This window comes from Paenibacillus lutrae (assembly GCF_009757775.1).
Lineage (GTDB): Bacteria > Bacillota > Bacilli > Paenibacillales > NBRC-103111 > Paenibacillus_F > Paenibacillus_F lutrae.
In genome coordinates, this window is sequence record NZ_RHLK01000007.1 from 162,913 (window position 1) to 185,872 (window position 22,960).

The 22,960-nt window shown below is 50.3% G+C and carries 19 protein-coding genes; 4 read left to right on the top strand and 15 right to left on the bottom strand.

Annotation, left to right across the window (positions count from 1 at the left end):
• Positions 1-58: 58 nt before the first annotated feature.
• Positions 59-373 carry an MGMT family protein gene (locus tag EDM21_RS13920; RefSeq protein WP_157336312.1) on the bottom strand — a complete coding sequence of 105 codons (315 nt, stop codon included), beginning with the start codon at positions 371-373 and terminating at the stop codon, positions 59-61.
• 151 nt (positions 374-524) lie between these two features.
• Here EDM21_RS13920 and EDM21_RS13925 point away from each other — a divergent pair, with 151 nt between their 5' ends.
• A complete protein-coding gene (locus EDM21_RS13925; RefSeq protein WP_157336313.1) occupies positions 525-701 on the top strand; it encodes a CsbD family protein in 177 nt (58 codons plus the stop codon).
• 135 nt (positions 702-836) lie between these two features.
• Here the strand turns inward: EDM21_RS13925 and EDM21_RS13930 are convergent, their stop codons facing one another.
• The 7 genes from EDM21_RS13930 to EDM21_RS13960 form a co-directional block, all read right to left on the bottom strand.
• Complete coding sequence (locus EDM21_RS13930) at positions 837-2,282, bottom strand: DEAD/DEAH box helicase (protein ID WP_157336315.1); 1,446 nt, start codon at positions 2,280-2,282, stop codon at positions 837-839.
• A 240-nt stretch (positions 2,283-2,522) separates the two neighbouring features.
• The gene (locus EDM21_RS13935; RefSeq protein WP_166542018.1) at positions 2,523-3,377 is read right to left on the bottom strand and encodes a diguanylate cyclase domain-containing protein; all 855 of its coding nucleotides are present in this window, start codon (positions 3,375-3,377) and stop codon (positions 2,523-2,525) included.
• Complete coding sequence (locus EDM21_RS13940) at positions 3,367-5,472, bottom strand: cellulose biosynthesis cyclic di-GMP-binding regulatory protein BcsB (RefSeq protein WP_157336317.1); 2,106 nt, start codon at positions 5,470-5,472, stop codon at positions 3,367-3,369. Before EDM21_RS13940 ends, EDM21_RS13935 begins: the two co-directional genes overlap by 11 nt.
• A gap of 17 nt (positions 5,473-5,489) precedes the next feature.
• Positions 5,490-6,740 carry a glycosyltransferase family 2 protein gene (locus EDM21_RS13945; protein WP_157336319.1) on the bottom strand — a complete coding sequence of 417 codons (1,251 nt, stop codon included), beginning with the start codon at positions 6,738-6,740 and terminating at the stop codon, positions 5,490-5,492.
• A 14-nt stretch (positions 6,741-6,754) separates the two neighbouring features.
• Positions 6,755-8,296 (bottom strand): hypothetical protein, encoded by a 1,542-nt coding sequence (locus tag EDM21_RS13950; protein ID WP_157336320.1) that lies wholly within the window; start codon positions 8,294-8,296, stop codon positions 6,755-6,757.
• Entirely contained in the window at positions 8,274-9,833 is a 1,560-nt protein-coding gene (gene wsfD, locus EDM21_RS13955) for a glycan biosynthesis hexose transferase WsfD (protein WP_235918187.1), read from the bottom strand. Before wsfD ends, EDM21_RS13950 begins: the two co-directional genes overlap by 23 nt.
• 5 nt (positions 9,834-9,838) lie before the next feature.
• The gene (locus EDM21_RS13960; RefSeq protein ID WP_235918188.1) at positions 9,839-10,981 is read right to left on the bottom strand and encodes a glycosyl hydrolase family 8; all 1,143 of its coding nucleotides are present in this window, start codon (positions 10,979-10,981) and stop codon (positions 9,839-9,841) included.
• A gap of 411 nt (positions 10,982-11,392) precedes the next feature.
• Here EDM21_RS13960 and EDM21_RS13965 point away from each other — a divergent pair, with 411 nt between their 5' ends.
• On the top strand, positions 11,393-13,621 hold the full coding sequence (locus tag EDM21_RS13965) for a GDYXXLXY domain-containing protein (RefSeq protein ID WP_157336321.1): 2,229 nt from the start codon (positions 11,393-11,395) through the stop codon (positions 13,619-13,621).
• Positions 13,622-13,705: 84 nt separating this feature from the next.
• Here EDM21_RS13965 and EDM21_RS13970 read toward each other — a convergent pair whose 3' ends face one another.
• Both EDM21_RS13970 and EDM21_RS13975 read right to left on the bottom strand, forming a co-directional pair.
• Complete coding sequence (locus EDM21_RS13970; RefSeq protein WP_157336322.1) at positions 13,706-15,625, bottom strand: beta-N-acetylhexosaminidase; 1,920 nt, start codon at positions 15,623-15,625, stop codon at positions 13,706-13,708.
• 213 nt (positions 15,626-15,838) lie between these two features.
• Positions 15,839-16,183 (bottom strand): GNAT family N-acetyltransferase, encoded by a 345-nt coding sequence (locus EDM21_RS13975; protein WP_157336323.1) that lies wholly within the window; start codon positions 16,181-16,183, stop codon positions 15,839-15,841.
• A 622-nt stretch (positions 16,184-16,805) separates the two neighbouring features.
• Here EDM21_RS13975 and EDM21_RS13980 point away from each other — a divergent pair.
• Positions 16,806-17,120, top strand: coding sequence for a DUF2628 domain-containing protein (locus EDM21_RS13980; RefSeq protein ID WP_166542006.1), 315 nt, complete (start codon positions 16,806-16,808; stop codon positions 17,118-17,120).
• A gap of 381 nt (positions 17,121-17,501) precedes the next feature.
• On the opposite strand, the gene EDM21_RS13985 is transcribed toward EDM21_RS13980, so the two are convergent.
• On the bottom strand, positions 17,502-18,311 hold the full coding sequence (locus EDM21_RS13985; RefSeq protein WP_157336325.1) for a GNAT family N-acetyltransferase: 810 nt from the start codon (positions 18,309-18,311) through the stop codon (positions 17,502-17,504).
• A 630-nt stretch (positions 18,312-18,941) separates the two neighbouring features.
• Between EDM21_RS13985 and ypfJ the strand changes: the two genes are divergently transcribed.
• The gene (gene ypfJ, locus EDM21_RS13990; protein ID WP_157336326.1) at positions 18,942-19,787 is read left to right on the top strand and encodes a KPN_02809 family neutral zinc metallopeptidase; all 846 of its coding nucleotides are present in this window, start codon (positions 18,942-18,944) and stop codon (positions 19,785-19,787) included.
• Positions 19,788-20,016: 229 nt separating this feature from the next.
• On the opposite strand, the gene EDM21_RS14000 is transcribed toward ypfJ, so the two are convergent.
• The 4 genes from EDM21_RS14000 to EDM21_RS14015 form a co-directional block, all read right to left on the bottom strand.
• A complete protein-coding gene (locus tag EDM21_RS14000) occupies positions 20,017-20,460 on the bottom strand; it encodes a MarR family winged helix-turn-helix transcriptional regulator (protein WP_157336328.1) in 444 nt (147 codons plus the stop codon).
• A gap of 130 nt (positions 20,461-20,590) precedes the next feature.
• Positions 20,591-21,031: an SRPBCC family protein gene (locus EDM21_RS14005; RefSeq protein WP_157336329.1), complete on the bottom strand. Its 441-nt coding sequence runs from the start codon at positions 21,029-21,031 to the stop codon at positions 20,591-20,593.
• A gap of 142 nt (positions 21,032-21,173) precedes the next feature.
• Positions 21,174-22,412, bottom strand: a complete 1,239-nt coding sequence (locus EDM21_RS14010; RefSeq protein ID WP_157336330.1) for an MFS transporter — start codon at positions 22,410-22,412, stop codon at positions 21,174-21,176.
• 29 nt (positions 22,413-22,441) lie between these two features.
• Entirely contained in the window at positions 22,442-22,897 is a 456-nt protein-coding gene (locus EDM21_RS14015) for a CBS domain-containing protein (protein WP_157336331.1), read from the bottom strand.
• Between the last annotated feature and the right edge of the window lie 63 nt (positions 22,898-22,960).

Genomic DNA, 22,960 nt, shown 5'->3' on the forward strand with positions numbered 1-22,960 from the left:
ATAGATCGCAGAAGGGTATTCTCCATAACGGATCTCATCCGCTGGAAATGCCCCTCTCTTATTCCTCCCACGGATTGAATCGGTAAGTTCCTAAATCAATCCGGCCCCGGTCGTTCAGAACGATTCCTTCCCTCTCCAGGCAGAGCGTCTGGGTGTGTCTGGCTTCTTCATCCTGAAACGCTATCTCCCCCTTAGCGTTGACGACCCGGTGCCAAGGAAGGTTATATTTCCCGCTTAACGTATGCAGAATCCGCACGACCTGCCTCGCTCCCCGCCTGTTTCCGGCCATTTCCGCGACCTGTCCGTAAGTCATCACACGGCCTTCCGGGATTTCCTGTATAATTTGAACGACCTGCTTCGTGTACGGCTTCATTCTGCTCCTCCTGCTTCCTCACTTTTCTCTATCATCTCTTATATCAGGCAACAAATCCAGATCGGATAGAACTCCATCGGGTAAGCATTTGTTTAGCCCCCTCTTCCTAAGGGTAATAAACTCATAACCTGAACTGAAGGAGATGTTAAATATGAGCGACAACGGACTTAGCGATAAAATCAAAGGCGGCATTTCTAAGACTAAGGGTGAAGTAAAGGACCAAGTCGGGAACGCGACTAATAATAAATCCCTTCAAGCTGAAGGCAAGATGGATAAAGCCAAAGGCGAAGTGCAAGAAGGAATCGGCAAGCTAAAAGATGATAAATAAGTGCCCTTAATAGAGAAAACCCCCAAACGGTTCGTCCGTCTGGGGGTTTTTGGTGTTCGGTTTTTGGTGTTCGGTATGTTCTGAAAGTCAGTGGCTGCCCGATCCGGCACATGACCGCTCGACCTCCGGACTCCCTCACTTTCTGGCCTGGCTCACTTTCAACAGCTTGCCCTTAATGTTCGTATTCTTCATAACTTCCAGAACAAGCGGGCCTTTTCCGTTCAAAATATCTACGTACGAAACATTGTCTTGAATGGTGATAATGCCGATATCCTCCGCACTCACGCCCTCTATCTTCGCAATGGTACCGACAAAATCGACTGCCCGGATTTTCTTTTTCTTGCCCCCATTGAAATACAGCTTCATAATTTCTTTATTTAAATCTTCATTCTTCTCTTTTTTGAGACTGGCTCCCCTGCTCATTTTCTGCTGAAAAGCCTCTTCCTTAGATAGGACTTCCTCCTGGGAAGGTGCCGGGATTACAGGAATAGGGAACCCGATATATGCTTCTATCTCCGCCAGGAATTTCCCTTCATGCGGAGTCACAAACGTAATGGCCTTCCCCTCGCGTCCTGCCCGTCCCGTCCTCCCTGTGCGGTGCACATAGCTTTCTTTTTCCATAGGAAGATCATAGTTAACGACATGCGTGATATTCTCAATATCAATGCCTCTGGCTGCTACGTCCGTAGCCGCCAAGTACCGGAACTGTCCCCTGCGGAAGGCCTTCATGACTTCAAACCGTTCCTCCTGCTCCATCCCTCCATGAATCTTATCGCAAGAATAACCGGCCTGGACCAATTTCCGGTGAACCTGGTCCACCCCTTCTTTGGTCCGGCAGAATAGGATACAGCTATCCGGGTTCTCCACAATGAGGACGTCTTGCAGCACCGCAAATTTATCCGCTTCTTTCACTTCAATAAGAGCGTGCTCGATCCGGTCCGTTGTAATCCCCGCTGCTTCGATCTCAATCGGCACCGGATTGTTCATATATTTCACACATAAGCTCTCCACATCCCGCGGCAAGGTCGCCGAGAACAGCATGGTCACCCGATCTTCCGGCAGCTCTTGTATAATCGCCTCTACCTGCTCGATGAACCCCATATTCAGCATTTCATCGGCCTCATCAATCACCAGGCAGTTCACGCGGTTCAAGGCGAGTGTCCCTCTTTGGATATGATCGAGCACACGCCCGGGAGTCCCTACGATGACGTGCGTCTTCTGCTTCAACTCCGCCGTCTGCTGGGCAAAAGGCTGCTTGCCGTACAAAGCGGCCGCTTTGATCCGCTTAAACCGCCCGATATTGGTAATATCTTCTTTCACTTGAACCGCCAGTTCTCTCGTCGGCGTTAAGATCAGGGCTTGAGGCTTGTTTTCATTCCAGTCGGCTAACTCGCACACGGGAATCCCGAAAGCAGCCGTCTTGCCGCTTCCCGTCTGTGATTTGACGACGAGATCCATTTTTTCCAGCGCAATCGGAATCACTTCGCTTTGAACAGCCGTCAGCGTCTCATAACCCAAACCGGCTAATGCTCTTACGATTTCCTCGCTTAACCCATACTCATCCAAACGTGCTTCACTCATTCTATAACCTCTTCTGCTCTATATACTCTGATTAAGAACCAGGCTTTTGCCTCCATACATGCGCTCGCGTTGAAACTGCCTGTAACTGGCGTACATCCCCCATTATACTCGAATTGAGGCGTTCGCTATACAGTTTGTACAGATCCCTCTCTATCTTCCTATCAAAAAAGCACCGGAGCCCGCTGGCCCCAGTGCCTGATGGATCATTCACAATACTCGTTCAAGGCAGATAACTTCAGCCTACACATCGAATTCCAGCTGTTTTTGAGCCTGTACGATGAAGTCGAGCGGAGACTCAATAATATCCTCCCGGTACTGGACGGCTCCCATTTTCAGACTCAAATCGACCTTATATTTACTGGCGAATTCCTGCCGGTTAAATTCCACAAGGCTGAGTTTGATCCGTTCCATCACAATCTTGGCTCCATCCTTGTCCGTAAACAGCAGCAGTCCCCATGTAGCCTCCTCTTTGTCGAGCAGATAGAGAGCGTCATTCGTTCGGATACTCGCTTGGCTGATCTGGGATACGTCATAGATCGCTTCCGCCAGCTGCTCGTCCCCGATCAGACGGCGGATTTCATTCCAATACTTCACCTTAATAACCAAGAGAGTCAGGGGAATGTCATAGCGCGTTGAGATACCGGAGAATACGGCCGCGTCCTTGCGGAAAGCGAGGCTGTTCTTCAGGTCCGTTCTTTCATCCAAGGTAGCCAGTCTTGCCTTCTGCTTACGCAGCTCCTCGTTCTCATCCTGAAGCTGCCGCGCCGCTAGCGAGAACAGCCAGATGATAACGGTAAGCAGCGGAGTCATAATCAGCCAGAAGTACGTCTGCAGCCCAATCGTTTCACCCTGTGAAATCGTCTGGTACATAATGAAAAGGCCGTAGCCGAAAATGAACACAACATTCAAAAGCAGACCCGCCGTTACGGTGGTAAAATAAGTCACCACCGCGAAGAAAAAGGCCAGATTCAGAAAGATAAGGTTCTGCATCAATTTATTCGGATCGCCTGCCGTAAAGGCCACACACAGGTTACACAGGATAAGAAGCCCTAAGAAGGCGAGATCTGAGGTCAAACTGCTGCGGTTATGCTTCACCTTCTCCACCCCTTTTCTTCCTGTGTTTGCGAACCAGCAGGACAAGCGATACTAAAGCAAGCCCCGCAACCAGAACGAGCGCGGTAAGAAAGCCCACGACGTCTCCGCGTTTTACGATATCTTCGAGCAGCGACGATTCTTCCGCCGCTGCTTCCTTTTTAAACCGGTGGGCATTCACGTTCCCGTCCTTGTCCGTTACGACCCCGTCCCCGTATACTTTCCAGATTGAATTCTCGGTTGCAATCAGTTTGGAAACGAGGTAATAATTCTCCGCCTGAGTACCCGTCACCGCCAGGAATCCGTTACCGGACTGGAAAGGCGACGGCAGGAGCTGCAAGGTTCCGATCCATTTGCCGTACTCGGAGTCAATACTCATTTTCTCATTGGACAGGAAGGTCGAACCTGCGGAGTCATACTTGAAATACAAGTTCTTGTTATTGTCGCGGATGAGCTTATTGTCCAGATAAGTGCCGACTGCAATAATATTGCGCTCTTTAAGCTCATCGGCCCCTGCCGATTCCTTGTAGAACTTCACATCGCCCGTGTTCCCGCTCGTATACTTGCCTAACAGATTAAACAGGTTGGAGACGGTCCGATACGTATAATTATCGCGTTCCTGCGGAATAACCACCGCCACTTGATTAAACACGCCATCCCTCAAGAATGGATGCGGATAATTATTGAACAGCAGATCGTTGCGGTCTTTGGTCTTAAAATCAATCAGGGTATCCTTCGTGATGAACGCCCACGGCATTTCGTCGCCATTGCGGGTACAAGCGGCATCCTCCAGCTCCAGATCGAATCCGACGGTAACGGAGAAATTCCCGTTCACAGCCAGATCAGCCGGAATGGCGAAGTGAGCCGTGTCCCCATTGGCCAGCTCTTTCGTCAGCTTCTTGCTGCCGATAGGCGTGTTGTTGATGGAAACCGTAACCAGAGAGCGGTTGAAATCCAGGTTCTGGGCATAGCGGAAATCCAGGCTGATTTGACCCGCATCCGCAATGGACCTGTTGGCAGGCAGAGTCACAAAATACGTCTGTTCCTGATGGCCCGGCCCTTTCAGCTCGTCCCCCTTCTCCGTGAAGTTAATGCGCGTGCTGACAGGCACAACCGGTGTCGTCACATCCGTGCTGTCATCCACTACCTTGATGTCGCTGCTCAACTGCCCCATCAGAGGCTGGTTCGCCACCAGGCGACCCGCCTTGGCAAGCAGCTCGGGATTCTGGGAGGTGATGACCAGAGTCGGCTGCGTCTCCTTGTTCACGAGCTGAATCAGCGCTTTCGTATTAAAGTCCTGCTTGCTCAGCAGGCCTTTGACTTCGGCCGGCAGCCGGTCATGCAGAGCGATAAGCACGACCGCTTCCCGATCCTTCAGATTGTCTGCCCGGTAAGGCAGAATCGGTATATCTTTGTCGTTCACGGAGTTGGATTTAGCGAAGCCGGAGAGAGCGTATACGGCGGCTTCAAGCTCAGCCGGCTCGCTTTTATCCGGAACCGCAATGAGACTGCGGCCTGCGCTCACCGTATCCAAGCCCGTGAACCTCTGGTTAAAATCCTGGATGGCTGCCTGCATGGCCTTCTGTGTATAGCGCACGTCGATTCCGGACGTCTTGTACAGCTGCAGCCATTGATCCGGCGTCTGATCGGAAGGGCAGACCAGATTATCCTCCGTCCGGATGTAGCCTTCCACCTTCAGCGTGTTCAGCCCTTGGGTGAGAAGCTCCTTGGGCACTGTAACCGCGAGGTTCTGCTTCTGAGCATTCGCCGCTGCGGGCCGGAAGGAGTGAAAAGGACTTCCGTTGACCGAGAGCGTAATGCTCGAATTCAGATCCTTCGCCAGAGGCGACATCTGATAATCCAGGCTCAGCTTCACCTCGGTGAGATCCCAGTAATCGAGAATTTGGAAATACATTTGCTTCGAACCCATGACACCGGATAAGGCCGTTCCGTTCTGGGCGAACGGGGTCTGATACAAGCGCGCTTCGTCTGCCGGGGCTGCGGCCGCACCTTGGCCGCTGCTCATGATGCAAAGGAATAGGAGTAAGAATAAAGTCCCTTTTCTCACTGTCGTCACCTGATTTCTTCTCTGTTTCATTTCGTTTATATCCCCCATTAGTAACGCTCTGTTTTATACCATTTGACTTCCCTGGAGAAAATCAAATCCTTGAAATAGTTGTACAGCCCGTAAGCGGCAACGACCATCCACATCTGACAGTAGGATACATACATGAGGAGGATGATCCACAGATTGGACAGATTCATTTCCCCTTTTTCCGTCGTTAATGTGACATAGGTGCCCACTACGAAGAGCGTAATGGCAAGCAGCCACAAGAACGTACTGAACCCGGCAATCGTAGTATGTACGTAGCCCAGCGCATTAAGAATAAGCAGGATGTCGGATGTAATCAGCGAGGTCAGAAGCAGGAAATAAATCGATAAAAAATAAAGAATATCAAACCGGATTCTCTTCGCTGATGGGTGGAACAGCAAACGTGCGTTCTTTACGATCACGTAGATGTTACCCTTGGCCCAGCGGGTCCGCTGTTTGAACCAGACCTTGACCGTTTGCGGCTCCTGCTCCCAGGTCACCGCCTGCGGCTGGAATTTAATCCGGTAACCCATCATATAAATGCGGAAGCTGATTTCCGTATCCTCCGCAATCGCCTTCACATCCCAGCCCCCGATGCTCTCGACAATGTGCCGCCGCATAATAAAATTCGTACCCGGGATGGTACACAGCTTGAATAGCTTCCAGCGCCCGGCTTGGGCCATCCATTGAAACGATAACGTCTCGATATTGATAAAACGCGTCAGCAGATTCACATCCCGGTTACGGGTGCGGAATTTGCCGATGACCGCTCCAAGCGAGTCGTCGTTGGTAATCTCGCCGACGAGATACCGCAGCGCCTTTCTTTCCGGGGTATTGTCCGCGTCATAAATTGCGATGAGTTCGCCTTTACTCTGCGCGAACCCCAGATTCAAAGCATTGGACTTCCCTTTGCCGCCCGTTACAGAGTCCGTGTTAATGATCATCAGGTTGCGGCCGGGATTCTTCCTCTGAAGATTTCCGAGCAGCTCCGCGCTATTGTCCGAAGAATTATCATTGATGACAATAATCTCATACCGGTCATGCGGATAATCAAAGTCGAGGAGAGCCTCCACCGTCTGGGTGATTACCTTCCCTTCGTTGTGGGCAGGTACCATGATGGTGACGAAGGGCTCTTCTCCCTTGATCTCCGGGATCGCTTCTTTCTCACACTGGATGTAATAGAAGTATCCGGCAATAATCAGGACTACATTCACTAGCAGAAGGGACCAGATGCACAAAACCGCTATGACCATGAAATAATCTGCGAGTGTCATGTTATTCTCCTTACTTACTTCAAATATTTTCTCTTGTATAAGCGATAACCGGCAATCAAGAAGCCGCCGAAAATGATGAGAGACACGATAATAAGGGCAATAAAGATTTTGTTCTGAATATTAAAAGCATCCGTCAGACTCTGCTCCGCCCGCTTCTCATATTCGTACTTGTCACTAACACTTTGAGGCGTATAGTTCAAGTTCAACCGGTTGCCGTTAATGGTAATGACCCCGTTCCTGGAGGCAATCTTAAATTCATCTGTCGTGACCTGGTGCTCCCCGCTCTTGTAATCGGCAAAAGGAATCCGCGAATCTTTGAGGAGCAGAACGGCCTCCCGGAGCTCTTCCTTATTCTCAAAAAAATTGTAGGTGACGGCAGTATCCATCGGGAATACGGGAAGGGCATTCTCCGGCCTGTCCAGCTGCTGCAGCTGCTCCATCTTAATACTGTACAAAGAAGAAGAAAACGACTTGGATGTATCCGTCCGCTCGGTATACAGAGGCTTCTCATCCGGAAACAGCACGGCCGAATTGAAGTAGCTCAATCCTGCAATGGTGTACTCATTGTCATAGGACCAGTACAGCTCCGCACCGATTCCAAGCGGCGCCAGACCGTTCTGCGCCAATACGGCGATAAACCCCGCCATCTTGACGTCCAGCATCGGGCCCTGCCCGTACACGACAGGTGCGTTCACGAGAATGGTCCCGTTCTTGGACTGGACATATTTCAGCGCTTCCAAGTACCTCTTCATCGCCGGGAAGTCCGTATTGGAGAAAACGGGGCGGACACTGACCGCGAAAGGAATTCCCGCCTCATAGAAGCGGTCGGCCGTCTCTTCCAGAAGCTCCAGGTCAGAGAACGGATACACTTCTTTGAAGACCAGGAACGTTTGAGCGGGCGTCTCAATTCCGAGCCACTTTTTCAAGACAGAAGCCATGGCCAGTTCGCTCAGATTCCCCTGTTCAAAATAAGGCACATACGCATACGGCCCGTTCTGCGTACTGAAGGGCGTCTGGCGTTTGCTGCTCATGGATGTAATCGTACCGGCGGCATTTTCTCCGGCTGTTTCCTCCAGCGAAATGAAGTCCTGCACCTGAATGCCGGTCTGGGAGTATGGCGGCATACTCAGTTGAATGGTTTCCTGCCGCCTGGTCTCCGTAACAAGATTCAGCTTCTCCTGAATCCGCAGCGGCAGATTAGCCCCGACATGCAGATAATCAGCAGCGTAGGCCGCCATGTCTCGCACGTAATCTTCATTGCGCGGCTTCAGGTCGGAGGCATTCATGACCGTAATGACTTTGGTGTAGGCACTCAGGGTGCCGGGTTTGTACTGATCTATACTCAAGGTCCGGACCTGAACCCGGTAAGAAGCCAGCAAGCGCTGAAGGATCGTTACATTCCCTTCCCGGGGTGTCCCTTTGGCCAAGCTGTCGTATAGAAGAAGAACCTGAGCCGGCTTCTGCTCTCCCGCAGCCTGCACCGGGGAAGCCGGAAGCAGCAGCACACACGCCAAGGTGACCAGCAATCCGATTCTAAACGCTTTTAGTTTCAACAAGCGGTCTCACACCCTCTTTGACTTCTGGTCCGTTATCGTCTGTCTCGCCGCCGGTATCATGATGACGCATTAAACGGCGGCTGATGATATCCGATAGAGTCAAGAACGTCACGATATCGAAAGCTACCGTAAACAAGAATTCGTGTTTAGCCAGATCCGCATCCCCCGCGCCTATAATCGAGACAAGGATACCCGACAGCCCGCACAAGATCATCGTTAGAATAAGAATCATCCTTTGCGCCAGCCTGAAATTCCTCGATTTAACGGCTTCAATAAACGAAGGCATGTACAGTCCGACTACTAGAGCAATCCAGATGATGATGAATCCGTAAGTTTTGGGAGACAGAGCTTTCTTAATCAGGCTGTAAGCCGAGAAGAAGCTGGTATGTTCACCAAAAGCTTTGCCCGCTGAAGCTTCATAGTTGCCCATAGCGGGCGGCCGGATCGTAAAAGCGTCCTTAGCGGCCACATTCAGCATAGAGCTGAGCTTGTCCGGGTGTGTCACGTAGTACTTTAAGATCGGGACAAATCCATACTGGCTGTAAAAATGCTTCTCCAGCAAAGGCGAATCCACATCGACGGTCGTATAGCGTTCGTAATAAATATTGCCTTTGAGAATCGCGAACTGCTCATTAATTCCGAAAGTCTTTAGTGTTTCTTCGGGGTTAGGGGACTGCATAAGGACCCCCCGCGTCATCGCATGATACTGGTTGATATTCACAAACTCTTTGGAAATCAGGGCATAGGTAGCTACGCCTGACAGGAATAATACAGCCAGCGACCCTACAGTCAGCACCCGGAAGATGCGGTCTCTCCGGATCCAGAGCAGCGACACCGCCATTACCGCTACAATCAACCCGACGGGAGCGTTCTGCTGTTTGGACGTGGTCAGAAGCAGCGAACTGATTATAAACACCGCCAGCAGCACATAATCGTTGTACCGTTTGCGGTAAATCAGGAGCCAGGACGCAAAAACAAACAGCATCATAATAAACACAATGCTCTCGCCATAAAAAGAATTAAAGTAAGCGGTGTAGCCGGTATCACCGAACATGAAAACGGCCAGCAGCGCGATGATATATCCCCGCTTCCGGGGGATCTTCCAAGTCAGGCTTTCCACGACCAGATAAACCGCAGCAGCGTATAGCAAGGTGAAGATAATGCCCTGAAACCGAATATCGAACACAGCCGAGTCAAACAACAGCTGATTCAACAACATAGCCGCTTTGATAAACAAAGTCTGAGATGAAATAACCATCGAGCCGTTCTCATTAAAATATTGAAAGATGCCGTACTGCCTCACAAAATGCCCAAAGTGATGACTGTCATAGTCCGGCAGATTAAAATAAAGCCCGGCGCTGTATATGCTGCGGAAGTAATCTCCATTATCCGCCATGCCGATATACGGAGGCGTGAATAAGGCGAAACCGGTGATCAGCAGAACGCCGATCACCGCCAGCAGCGCCGGTGAAACATACCGGTGCAACAGCAGCCATCCCTTCACCAGCTTCTGTTGTACCGACCGGTTGTCTGTCATCCCGTTCACCTTCGTTCTAAATCATAGGTGTAAGCAAGTAACGCCATCAGGTTGTCGAAAGAATACGCCTGGTTCGCAGCAGTATCCCCGAACCCTCCATTCAGAGGACTGCCCGGGTCTTTGACCTGGTACGCATTCATTCTCCGTATACTGTCTTGATAAAGGGACGCATCGCTGATCTCGGCACCGATCATGGCCGTGATCGCGTAAATCGCCGTAGACTGGACATCCGTTGCCGGCTTGCCCTCCTTTGAATATTGCCCGTACAAAGTTCCTGCCTGCACATGCTCCTTGATATAAGCGATGCTGGCCGGTTTAGTCTCGCCCGCCTCCGCCAAATGGAGAATGGTCAAAAGCGACTCTACCATTTGGATTTTCTCGGAAGTATACGAATTGGTATTGTACTGAAACCTGGTTTCATAGAATGGAAAGCTGTCGGACAAATATCCGTTGTGAATCACGGCCTTCATCCCGTCCAGAAGCTTCTGTTTCATCTGCGCCTCAACAGGGAGCTGCTCCAGCGTCCTGAGATCGATGTAGCACAGCGTAATGAAGAGATTCGTGATGTTATACGTTTCGTCATAGAAATCATAGAGAAGATGATTCTTTACATTCGTTTCATAGAATCTTTGTCCATATTGGTCCGCTTCCCTGGTGTAGGACACGTCTCCAAAAGCTTTGCCCGCCTCATACAGCGCCCGGATGATCCGTAAATCGTCCACAGCCGCGTTAAGCGGATATCGCTTGTCCAGCTTGGGGCTGTACCGGTAGCTGAAACCGTGCTTCAGGTCAAAGGTCTGCTTCGCGGTCGTCCATTCCTGATCGAAGGAAGCCCGATCTTGGGAATGTGCGTGCACCCGCATCAGCAGTGAGGCCGATTCGCTCAGCACCTCGTGACCCGTCGCCACTTCACGGGACTGATCCGTGTCCTGATAATTGGTGTATACGCCGAAAGGGCCCTTCATCCGGGCCTTGATGAAATCATACACCTCTTGCTGCCCCGCCTGCATGCCCATGATTTTTCCATCCGGCTTCACAGGATTAGAACTCACTTCCGGGATTGCTGTGGGCCCTCCCGCCTGTTTATAGAGGACAATTCCGATCAGACACAAAACGACACCGATCGCTAAGAACATGCGTTTATTCAACCTATCACTTCCCTGAACGAAATGGAGCTCCATTCCTTTTCTGCATAATAGAATCATGTACCTTTACAAATAATTCTACTTCTTAATATTGCCATAAAGTCACAAATTAAAGCAAAGCATTTGTGGCTTTACGGACTAATTTTAAGATTAAATTATGATAAACTTCCTCCTTGTTCGACTCTAATCGACAGGTATTGTACAGCCCCGAGCGAATATAAACTTACATCATGAATCCTATGACGGGTTGTTTCTTATGAAAAGGAAGCGGATAGGAGGAGAAGGGGCATTCGGGGTTACTCCGGGTAATACTTATAAAGAAACGGTTATCTTCCTTTGACGACGAGATCCATCTTATCGAGCGCAACCGGCAACTCTGCGGAAATACCGCCAACCAGAAAGGTGTGAGCTGCTATGCTTCAGTTAAACGTGATTCGCACTGGCTTCTTATTGGGCATTTCTCTGGTGCTCTCAGCCATTATTTATTTCTTCGCAGCCAACTGGGGCGGACTGGATCGAATAGAGAAGGTCCTGCTATCTGCCGGGCTGGTTCTCCTGTTCTACGGCCTATGCTTCATCTGGTCACGATTTCGGGGGATGCTCGGTCACCACACGTTCCTCTCTAATCTGTTTCTGGCCGGCGGCTGCATCGCTTTCGGAATATCTGTCGCCCTGCTCGGACAAATCTATAACTCTCATGCGGACAGCTATGGCTTATTCCTCATCTGGTCGGTTCCGGCCCTGTTATTCGCCTGGATTACCCGGTATAGCCCGTTCTATCTCCTGTCTTACGTCCTGATCCATCTAACCTTATGGTTCTATTTCTATCCCTCTGCCATATTCTACGAACACCGGGATGAGAAATTGATGCTGATCGGCGTCCTGTTCGCTGTAATCAACCTGGTTGTGTTTGTATGGACGGAAAGAGAAAGGCTGCAGTCGGCTCCTTTAAAATTTATAAGCTTCATCATCTTCCATCTCTCCTTACTATTTCTAACGGACTCTACCAAATTTGAAAACGCCGGATTGTGGATGAATATTCCTTGTATAGCCGCCATCTCCGCCGGATTCTACTACTTTACGAAGATCCGGTTAAACAAAATGTATCTCACCCTGAATGCCTTGGCGGCATCCGCCTTCGCTGTGTTTAAATTTTTCGAGCTTGCGGCCGCCTACTCATCCACTGCCTTTTTCGTGTACGGATTGGTTTTTGTGGCACTGCTGCTGACGGCAAATGCGTGGTTTTTCCGGTACCTGAATAAACTTGACAGACAAGAATCAGAATCTGCTGCTGAGCATACTCATCAGGATGCCCCCCCTGAACAGAGCAGCGCGCTTGTAGGGAAAATAGTTTCTTCCATCGTCACCGTAATCGGCGTCATTATCGGAAGCGTCTCCTTGCTCGGGGTTGTGCTGCTCGCAACCGATGCCCGCGATCCGGAGAATACGATATTCATGCTGTCCTTGTTCTTTATTATTCCGATGGTCTTGATCCCCCGGATGAATGCAGCCGTGCGCTACACTCTGCTCACAATCGGATACATAGCGGGATTGCTCTCCCTTGTACTAATCGACAAACCCGTGTTATCTAGTCTGTTTCTGATTCTTTCTATCGCAGGCTGGCTGCGTATGGAGGGGAGAATCCAGCGGCTGTTTACGTACGCACTTACCCATATTAATCTCGCTGTTCTTATTTATCAGCTGCTCAGCCCCAAGTATGAGGAGTTTGCGGCCATCGTGCTCATCCTGTTCGTGCTGAATGCTGTCATGCACCTCTACAGCTATTCGCTAAAGAAAGACACACTGTGGCAGCCTGTCCGGGAAAGCAGCTTATTCTTCGCTCTCCTGTTTCTATTCTGGCTGACCTTTCTGGATGATATCTTCCCTTATTCCCGGGCCCTCTTTACCGTTCTTAATTTCCTGCTGGTAACTTTCCTGGTATTTCTGTATATTCGCCAGAACAAAACGGCATATGCGTACATGAGTCTCTTCTTCTGGTTCAGCTTCCTCGTCTACAAGTATTATGATTTGCTGTGGAACCTGCTTCACAAATCGGTAACATTAGCCCTGCTCGGCTTACTCACTTTTGCAGTCACTTATATCGCAGCCCGCCGTACGGGAGCAAACGATACAAGTACGAGCGTCAGCTTCGTGCGCGCAAGTCCCCTGCTGATCACCGTCACGATTGTGCTCCAGCTTGGATTTATCGGCTATCAGGCGGCTGCCTATGAGTCTCTACTGAAGAACGGAACTTCCATCAAACTGGAAATCGAGCCGCTCGACCCCAGATCTTTACTCCAGGGCGATTACGTGAATCTGAGGTACACCATCTCATCGCCAGCGCAGTCCACGACCGGACGCCTGGATCAGGAGAGCAGCCAAAGTAAGGTGAAGGTGGTGCTGGTGCCGGATAAGGACGGCATCTATACGTTCGGGCACTTCTTAGCGGAAGGGGACACACTGGCCGGCGGAGAAGTCGTCATTAACGGGGAAATGAGCGGAGGGCGCTTCATTTACTACGGTATCGAAACTTATTTTGTGCCTGAAGGAACCGGCTTGGAAGTCGAGCGCAATGCCCGGTATGCTTACGTAAGGGTTAATGCTGACGGCGACGCACGGATCGAGAAATTAGCCCGGGATTGACAAGTGAACGCACCCGAAGACAATCTCCTATAAAACAAAGAAGATCTGTCCCGGCGGACAGATCTTCTTTGTTCGTATCGTCTATCAGAACGGATTCATCACATGGAAGAAGACGTTCGGCGAAGCCATCCGGTAGTAGAAGCTGCTCCAGCCTACACCCTTGTTCGTGAAGCGGTTGGTCGTGCTGAACAGCAGTCGTTCCTGCTCCAGCTCTTCAATCCGCTGGATCTTGCCGTCGACATAGTCGAAGATCCGCTGCGAAGCCGTGTCCAGACGATTGATAACACCGCCGTAACGGATGTCGATGACTTCCCAGCCGAAAGGCTTGAACATGCTCAGCCACTGGGTGCGGTGAGCAGCCCGGAGCGCCTTCACCGCATCGGAGATCTCAGGAAGCACTTCGGAGGCGATGCGCTTCATTGTGTCTTGATCGCCGGCATCGTAGGCCCGTTTCAGCTCAATGCCGATCTCGCTCTTGCGTCTCAGCACGCCGGCCAGCTTCTCCGGCACGTCGAAGATATAATCCAGCTTGGCGTCCGCATCGCGTCTGCTGCGGATATCCTGCTCCACCTTCGCGTAGTGGGCGGACATTTCCAGTCCCTCGATCTGCTTATCGAATAGCCCGAGCAGCACATCCTGATAGAGAAGGAACTTCGAAGGATTGCTCTGCTTGCAGTTGTCCGGCTCGGAGCCCGGAGTCTCATCAAGGTATTTCATCTGCAGGAATGCATCCGCTTCAATACCGGTGCAGAACTTCACCCGCTCCGCCAGCTTCTCCCAATCCGGAGAACCCTCTGTATATGCGTGCTCCGCATAGAACTGCAGGCCGAGCAGCGCGATATAAGGGTTGCTCTCCATTCCGTCGTCGCCCCACATGGTTGCATAGGCTTCACGGATGCCCTGCTTCTTGGATACGTTCAAGGCTACGTCTGAAGCTTTCAGGGACAGACCGTAGTTTACGCCGAACGTATTAAACACCCATACGCCCCCGGCGTACACCAGATTGCAGCCAAGCGGCTGGTGCTGGGCGATTTGGCTCAGGTAGTCTTCTTCCTCGGTATGGTTGTAATCCCAATAGACCATATCCACGTCCTTTGGAATACGGCGCGCCATTTCCTCCGGAATTTGTGTACTCTTATCGTAGTGGTCGCTGCCTGTTCCGGAAGCAAGCTTCAGGAACATGTCGCTCCACATCATGGCCTTCAGGCCCTTGCGGCGTGTAATTTCCAGCACCTTGTCCAGGTGCGAGACCATGATATCGAACCGGCTCGTGTAGCCGTTCTTATCCAGGTATTTACCACGGCCCAATTCCTCCGCTTCATCCATCCCGATATGGATTTTACGGCTGCGGAAAGGAGCGCTTGCGGCGCTGATCATCTTCTCTACCAGTTCATCTGTTTTATCATAACCGACTAGCAAAGCGCCTTTGGTGTCTTTATATTCTTTGACAGGCTCCCACTTCAGGAATTCTTCCAGGTGAGCCAGAGTTTGAATGCTGGGAAATGCTTCAATGCCGAATTGATCGGCGTAATCGTCAATTTCTTTGAGCTCCGCTTGTGTATAGCGACCGCGCATATACCCGAAATACGGCTCATCGTTAATTTCGTAGGTGTCCTCCAGATACAGCATCACCGTGTTCATGCCCATCAAAGCCATTTTACGGAGCATGAGTTTGAAGCTATCCACCGTCAGAACGGCGTTGCGGGATAAATCAAACATCGGTCCTACGGTATCCAGATGCTGCTGCTCCCGGATCTGGAACGCCTCACCGTTTGTGCCATGCTGCACAAGCAGACCCAGTGCCCGGAAAAACTGATGTTTGCGGCTATAACGTATGTATGCTTTCGTATTCGCCTGATCCAGGCCCACTTCCAAATCGCCTTCGGATGACCGCTCAACCTGAACAGCTAAGCCGTCCTCCGCTTCCCGGGCCCCAATCTCCTGAAGCAGGATTCCAATTCCGGGCTGCAATTCTGCCAAATCTCCATGAAAACGCAGTTTCATTGTGTATGCCTCCTAAACAAGTATGGTTTCATTTTAAAAACTTGGGGGACCAGCTTCTCTATCTCTATGTAAGTGTCACAAATTTTTACACTTTTCTTATTATATTTGATATCTTCACGCTTGGGGAGAGTAAACTGAAATTGCGTTCCTTTTAGCATGGATCGGCTTTATTCTCCGGCACTTGCCAGCAGATCCAAGCCTGTCCCGGCAGGTTCAGGCGAATTTTATCTCTACGATTTTACCGCGTTCTTCAAAACCGATTGTCCGATACACTTTATTGGAGTCCGGATTCTTCAGATCCGCATATAACATAGCCTGTAAGCGTTCTTTCTTGGACAAAGCCGTCCAGCGTATTGCCCCCTTAACATGAAGAGGCTTGTTAACTTGAGTCCATACATACGACTGCATGCCGATGTGAATAGTGTGGGGAACGTTATAGTACCTGCAGTACATTTCGGCAAAAGACTGTACGACTTCACTGTCTCCCCTAATACCGGGTAGAGGTACACCTTTCAAATTATAAGCGAATTCCAGGTTTAACAGAATCCCTCTCATCATGACTGAGTCTCTTTTGACACCCAAATCCATCCCTTATGTCCGGGATTCTGTGCAAAGAAAGCTTTTCGGACTGGTCTAACAAGACACTTGGCCTTCTCCGCCTCCTGAATAAGGTAGAACATATTGTAGACACCTCATCATCTCTAAATAGATCCTGATCTAAACCCCCGTCGTTCTCAACAAATTTCTCCAACATGGCCGGTCTCCCCTCCGCTAGTTCAAAAAACATAGAGCCCCGCCCTTCTATTGACAGGGCTAGCACTAACAATCTAAATATACCAGCATGTAGCGCCAGTTCTGACTGCCGCTACACTCACACATCACCCTCATCGTCAATAAATATTCGTTCCTGATCCCTATATAAACAGAAGACAACTGATTTTTAGCCACGAAAAAAACACCCTTCCCAGAAAGTCGGATATTCGCTTTATCGCCTCTGAATATTTTTTTATTTCCATGAAAATAAAGGCACAAAAAAGATTAACTTCCAATAATTATAGTGGTACTATAGAACTAAGAGATAAAAGAAACTAATCTATACATAGGACTTACTGACCAACAATGCACTAGATTAAACCTTAATCTCCCAATTATGTTCTAATTATGAAAGGGTGTTTTGACAGTGAGAGTACATTTAAAAACTGAGGCTGGATTAATGAAGGAGGTTAAGGTTGGTTTCAGTTGGACTACCTTCTTTTTTGGATTCTTTCCTGCCTTGTTCCGTGGAGATCTGAAGTGGGCAGCCATTATGTTCCTTATTTCTCTAATTTTAGGAGCCTTTACTATCGGCTTCGGCGCTGCAGTTAGCGGTATTGTTTTTTCTTTTGTCTACAATAAAATCTACATCAAAGAATTGATCGAAAAGGGTTACCGGCCTGCTAACGAAGAAGCTAGAGCCATATTAGAAAACAAAGCCATTGTTTCCCGCTATGCTTAATTACAAACGGCTCTGATCGCCTTATGCGACAGAGCCTTTTTTCTACACAGCTGCCGGATCGGAATCACGACAATCGATTCACCCAGTTTAGGTTGTAACAATCTTCAACGTAAGTCCCGTTTATAAATTCTATCAACTTCGGGTATATGACTATTAAAAGAACTGCCAAGGTGCAGTCCCACACGTAAGTGACCCAATGAAGTGGAGAGGCAGACAGGGTAGTACGAGCCTTGAAGATCGTAGAGGAATGAGCGCCGGTGGTAAACGACGGGATTGTTTTAATTATCGTTGCTGATCGTAACTCTGCTGAGCGGCAATCCCAAGAATCTCCTGAGCAGCTTGCATGAACTTGCCAGCAGATCCAAGCCTGTCCCGGCAGGTTTAGGAAAATTTTATCTCTACGATTTTACCGCGTTCTTCAAAACCGATTGTCCGATACACTTTATTGGAGTCCGGATTCTTCAGATCCGCATATAACATAGCCTGTAAGCGTTCTTTCTCCAGGATCTCGCACAGCTCGGCCACCAGGGCGCTGGCATATCCTTTTTTACGCATAGGCTTGGGGGTATAGACTTGGTTGATTCGTCCATGTCTCGGGGAGCGATGGGCTATATTCGCCATAGATACGGGTTTGCCGTCTACGATCCACAAATATAAATTGCCCGTGCCCACCAATTTTGCGGCACCGGAAATTTGACCGGCCGCTTCGACCGTGATCCCGTAAGCACCTTCCAGAAAGCCCGCCATATACTCCGCAATCGTCCTCACATCAGACAAAACCGCCCGGCGTACTGCCCCCCGAACATCAAGGGGCTTATTAACCTTAGGACATACATACGACTGCATGCCGATGTGAATATGGTGGGGAACGTTATAGTACCGGGAGTACATTTCAGCAAAAGACTGTACGACTCCGCCGTCTCCCGAAATACCCGGTAAGGGCACGCCTTTCATCGAATCCACGAACTCCAGGGTAACAGCACTTCTTTGTTCGTAGTCCAGATCCCTTGATACCCACAGCCATGCATTATGACCGGGGGTCTGGGCCAATAGAGCTTTCCTATCGGGCGTTGTGAGGCATCTGGCCCTCTCTCCCTCCCGGATAAGGTAGATCAGATTGTAGGGGATTTCATCACATTTAAACAGCTCCTGATCTAATATGCCGCCGATTTCACCGGACTTCTCTACCATTCGCCGCCCCCCTCCTTTACTGGTCTATCGTACGAAGACCCCTGCTCTCTGTGAGCAGAGCTTCCGCCGTAAACTACACGGATGCACGGTCATTCTGGCACCGGCAGCTGTCTATACAGTTAAACAGGCCTAAGCACTGTCTTTGATTTACCCGCACTTGGATAAAGTAGTATTCAGTCTACCTAGGTTCAATTTTCCCGTCAAGGATTTTCGGCGCCGTTTACTTAGGGCCTCTCTATTCACGCCTTTGCAGAAACAGGCCGCATATTCTCGCTATAAGCCGGCAGGCCCCCTCCCATTTCTTTACATCCTTTATTAAAATAGAAGGAATTGATTGAGCCGGGAAAGGATGATCGAAATGCCGGAACGTAGCAGCATGCTGTTGGCGGAGGTCCGGACAGCTTGGAATTGAACAAGAATACAGCGGCCGGGCTGAAGAAGCCGAGCCGCCATCGGCGGGGAAAGGCCAGATAGAACGCAGTTTTATGCATGGCCTACATCTCCGTCCGCCCCTTCATCGACAAGTACCGTTTATTCCCTCGACTAAAATCTACTAACTTCGGGTATATGACTAATAAAGAACAGCACATGGCGCAGTCTCGCACGAATGTGACCCGAGGAGGAGCAGCAATGAAGTGGAAAGGCAGACAGGGAAGTCGGAACGTCGAAGACCGCAGAGGAATGAGCGGCGGCGGCAAAGGCATCATTGGAGGCGGGATCGGCCTGGTTATCGTCCTGATCGTAACTCTGCTGGGGGGCAATCCCGGCGATCTTCTGGGCAATCTGCAGAATACAGGCTCAGAGAGCAGCGCGCCTTACGAAGAAACAGCGCAGGAGAAAGAGCTTTCACAGTTCGTATCGGTTGTTCTGGCGGATACGGAGAAAGTCTGGACCGAGGTGTTCCGCCAGGAAGGCCTGACCTACCAGGAGCCCACGCTTGTCCTGTACTCAGGCAGTGTGAACTCAGCTTGCGGAACTGCCGGTTCGTCTGTGGGGCCTTTCTATTGCCCGGGCGATAAGAAGCTCTATATTGACCTGAGCTTTTACCAAGAGCTTCAGGACAAGTTCAAGGCGCCCGGCGATTTCGCGATGGCCTACGTAATCGCCCATGAAGTAGGTCATCATGTTCAGACACTTGTCGGTACGACAGATAAGATTATGCCTCTGCGTTCCAAGCTCAGCGAAGCCGAGTTCAATCAATATTTGGTCCGCTTCGAGCTGCAGGCCGATTATTTGGCCGGCGTCTGGGCACACCATGCCCAGGGAATGGACCTGCTGGAACAGGGGGATCTTGAGGAAGCGCTGACTGCCGCCAGCGCAGTGGGAGACGACAGCATTCAAAAGAAGGCGCAAGGCTATGTTGTGCCCGAAAGCTTCACCCACGGGACTTCCGAGCAGCGGAAGAAGTGGCTGTTTAAAGGCTTCCAGTCCGGCACTCTTCAGGGCGGCGATACCTTTAGCGCAGGTAACCCGTAAGCGGGGGTCAATCAATTCCCATGTCAGCTCTAAGATATGGAGAGACGCCACAAGATGAGCCTGAGTTTCTGCGCATTTCGTTTAACCGCAAATATATGCTTGATGCACTAAAGGTGCCCGACAGCGACCGGGTCCGTATAGATAAGCACCGGTTCTTGTGCCCTTTGAAAATACCGAACCTCCCAGCCCTGAAGGGCTTGGGAGGTTCTTTGTAATTGATCCTGCCCAGCTACCGCTTCGCCAGTTGGATCAGCAGCCGCTTAAGTTGATCGGTATCAGCGCCGAGACCCGCGAAGAACTCTCGGTCTGCTGCCTCGACAGCTTGAACAGCCCGGGAGGCAAGCTCATTTCCCTGCGGGGTCAGCGTAATGACTTTGGCCCTGGTATCGGTCAGATGAGGGTTGCGGTTCAGAAGCCCTCTCATCTCAAGCGTCCTCAGCACCTGGGAGGTTACGTTCACGTCTACCCGGGCGTGCTGGGCCAGCTGAATTTGCGTCACTCCTTGGGGACAATCCCTGTCATTCAACCATTGACAGGAGAAAAGCAGCACGAATTGCGGATGAGTTAGTGCAAGCGGCTCCAGCGCAAAGCGAATCTCCTTTTGCCACATGTTCGTTACCTGCCACAGCAAAAAACCGGGGCTCTCTTGCGAATCATTGAATTCTGAACTCATTTCATCCCTCCAGCATGGCGCCTGCAATCGTTCGAAATTCTTCGCGCCCGTCTCCAAACCGCCTCTGCACCAGCCCTACGGGAGAAGTGGATACCGCAGCTGCCCGGCTGCCGGCGGTATGCCTTCGTTCTCAACCTCCCTGCTGACGCTCTCTCTCTACCGCCGCCGCGGCAAGTCCCTGCATGGTGGACGGGAGCCCCTGTGCGATCTGGCCTCCCCACTCCGGGCCTAACTGCTCTGCATTCGGACCGGTAATGTTGACTTCATGCGTAATCGCAGTCCCTTTATGCGTCTGCTGAAGACGATGAATGAATTCGATGTGGATGCCGGCGCCGGGGATATCGGCAATATTGGCAAATCTGCGCGGGGGGTCGACCTCTGTCAGCTCAAAAGTCATCAGTCCCTGGCCTTTGGGCTGCAGGGCTCCTTGTATGCCGGCTATAAACGGCCCTTCCAGGGAGGCAAAGTCAATTTCCTTGTCCCACTCCACCCAGGAAGAAATATCACTGTACAGCTTCCAGATCGTTTGCACGCTTGCTTCTGTGAGTATCGTGTGTTCGAAATGCCACATATCGAATCACCTCTTAGGGTTATTTAGGGGTATTATATGTACACATACTATATTTGTCAATATGTTCCATAAGGTATGGATGACGAGAACTAAAAAAAGGATCTGCACCCTGGCAGATCCTTGTCTTTACAATCCGACCGCATCAATGTGCGGCTTCAGCCTTATCAATATGCCGGATATGTTCATAGTTGAACCAGATAAACCACACTGAAAGCAGAACAAAACCAGCGCCCACAAAGAAAGGAACGTGGGGGTTGAAAATCTCCGACAGCTTGCCCGCCATGAACGGCGCTATAGCCGCTCCCAGAAAACGCAGGAAGCTGTAGGCGGCAGAAGCTGTGGATCTTTCAACCGGGGAAGCATCCATTACCGCCGTTGTAATCAATGTATTGTTATTGCCCAGAATAGCACCGGCGAAGATTACCGCCGCGATCACTACCCACTGGGTCGAAGTGAAGATCCCCATGACCACCAGGTCCAGAACAAACAAGATCAGCATCATACACATCGACTTGACGGTTCCGAACCATTGCTGAAGTTTGGGTGCCATGAAGACAGAGGTAACGGCCAGCAAGAACCCCCAGCCTAAGAATACATAGCCTAGTCCCTTAGGGTGAAGTCCCATTACGAATGGCGCATACGCCATAATGGTAAAGAAGCCGACGTTATATAAGGCGGCTACGATGCCAAGAACCAGCAGGGAACGGTGCTTCATGGCCCGGAATGGAGCCAGTAAAGAGATTGTCGATTTCCCGGCAGACTGTGACTTCGTAGAAGATTTAGGCATTAATAACGACAGAACGATGAAACCGGCGATCATTAATACGGCCACGCCAATGGAAGGAGCTCTCCAGGAGATGGATCCCAGCGTGCCGCCGAGCAGAGGGCCCACCGATATGCCGAGACCGACGGCCGCTTCGTACAGAATGATCGCTTTGGCTGTTCCGCTGCTCGACAGGGACACGATCGCGGCCAGCGCTGTAGCGACAAAGAGCGCATTGCCCAGGCCCCATCCGCCGCGCAGACCGACAAGCGTCCATATGTTGCCCGCGAGTCCTCCGAATGCCGCAACAACGGCAATAATTCCAATGCCCAGAAGCAGGGTCCCTTTGCTGCCGAGTCTGGATGACACCGATCCTGTAATGAGCATCGCCACGGCCATGACTGCATTATAGCTTGTGAATAGTAAGGTAACTTCACTAGGCGAAGCCTGTAGCTGCTTAGCAAGGGTAGGCAGAATCGGATTAACCAGCCCCATTCCCATAAAAGCGATGATACTGGCAAAAAAGACTGCCCATACAGCCAGCGGCTGCCGGAACAAGCCTCCGGCTTCCTGCGGATCTATACGGACAGTTGCTGATGATGATGTTCGTGATGACATACTAACTTCTCCCTTGTAGACCTGTCACTTTACAGCAGGGATTTGAAGGAATGCCGGATGACATCACCACGGCTGATAATTCCAACCAAGACCCCATCCTTTTCGACAGGCAGTTTTTTAATGCGTTTATTTCCCAGAACCGCTGCGATATTCTCCGCCTCTTCATCCCATGCCACTTTGATGACTTTCTTCCTGGCGATAGACATGACATTCAAATCCAACGCTTTCTGGGTTCTCTGTTCAAATTCATCATCGTCCCCTTTGATCACATTCACATAATAGAACGTGTCTATGATGATGTCCTTGTGCTTGCCGATAAAACGCATAATATCGCCGTCACTTATATAAGCAACCAGTTGGTTCTTGTCATTCACCACAGGAAGCCCGCTAATCTGATGCTCAATGAATTTTCCGATGACCGAACGAATACTCTCTTGTTCCGTTACTTTGATGACATCTGTTTTCATAATCTCATGTGCCTGCATACGGATTCTCCTAATTGGTTAATTTTAAATAAGTTTGTATCATGCAACTATTTAATTGTATAA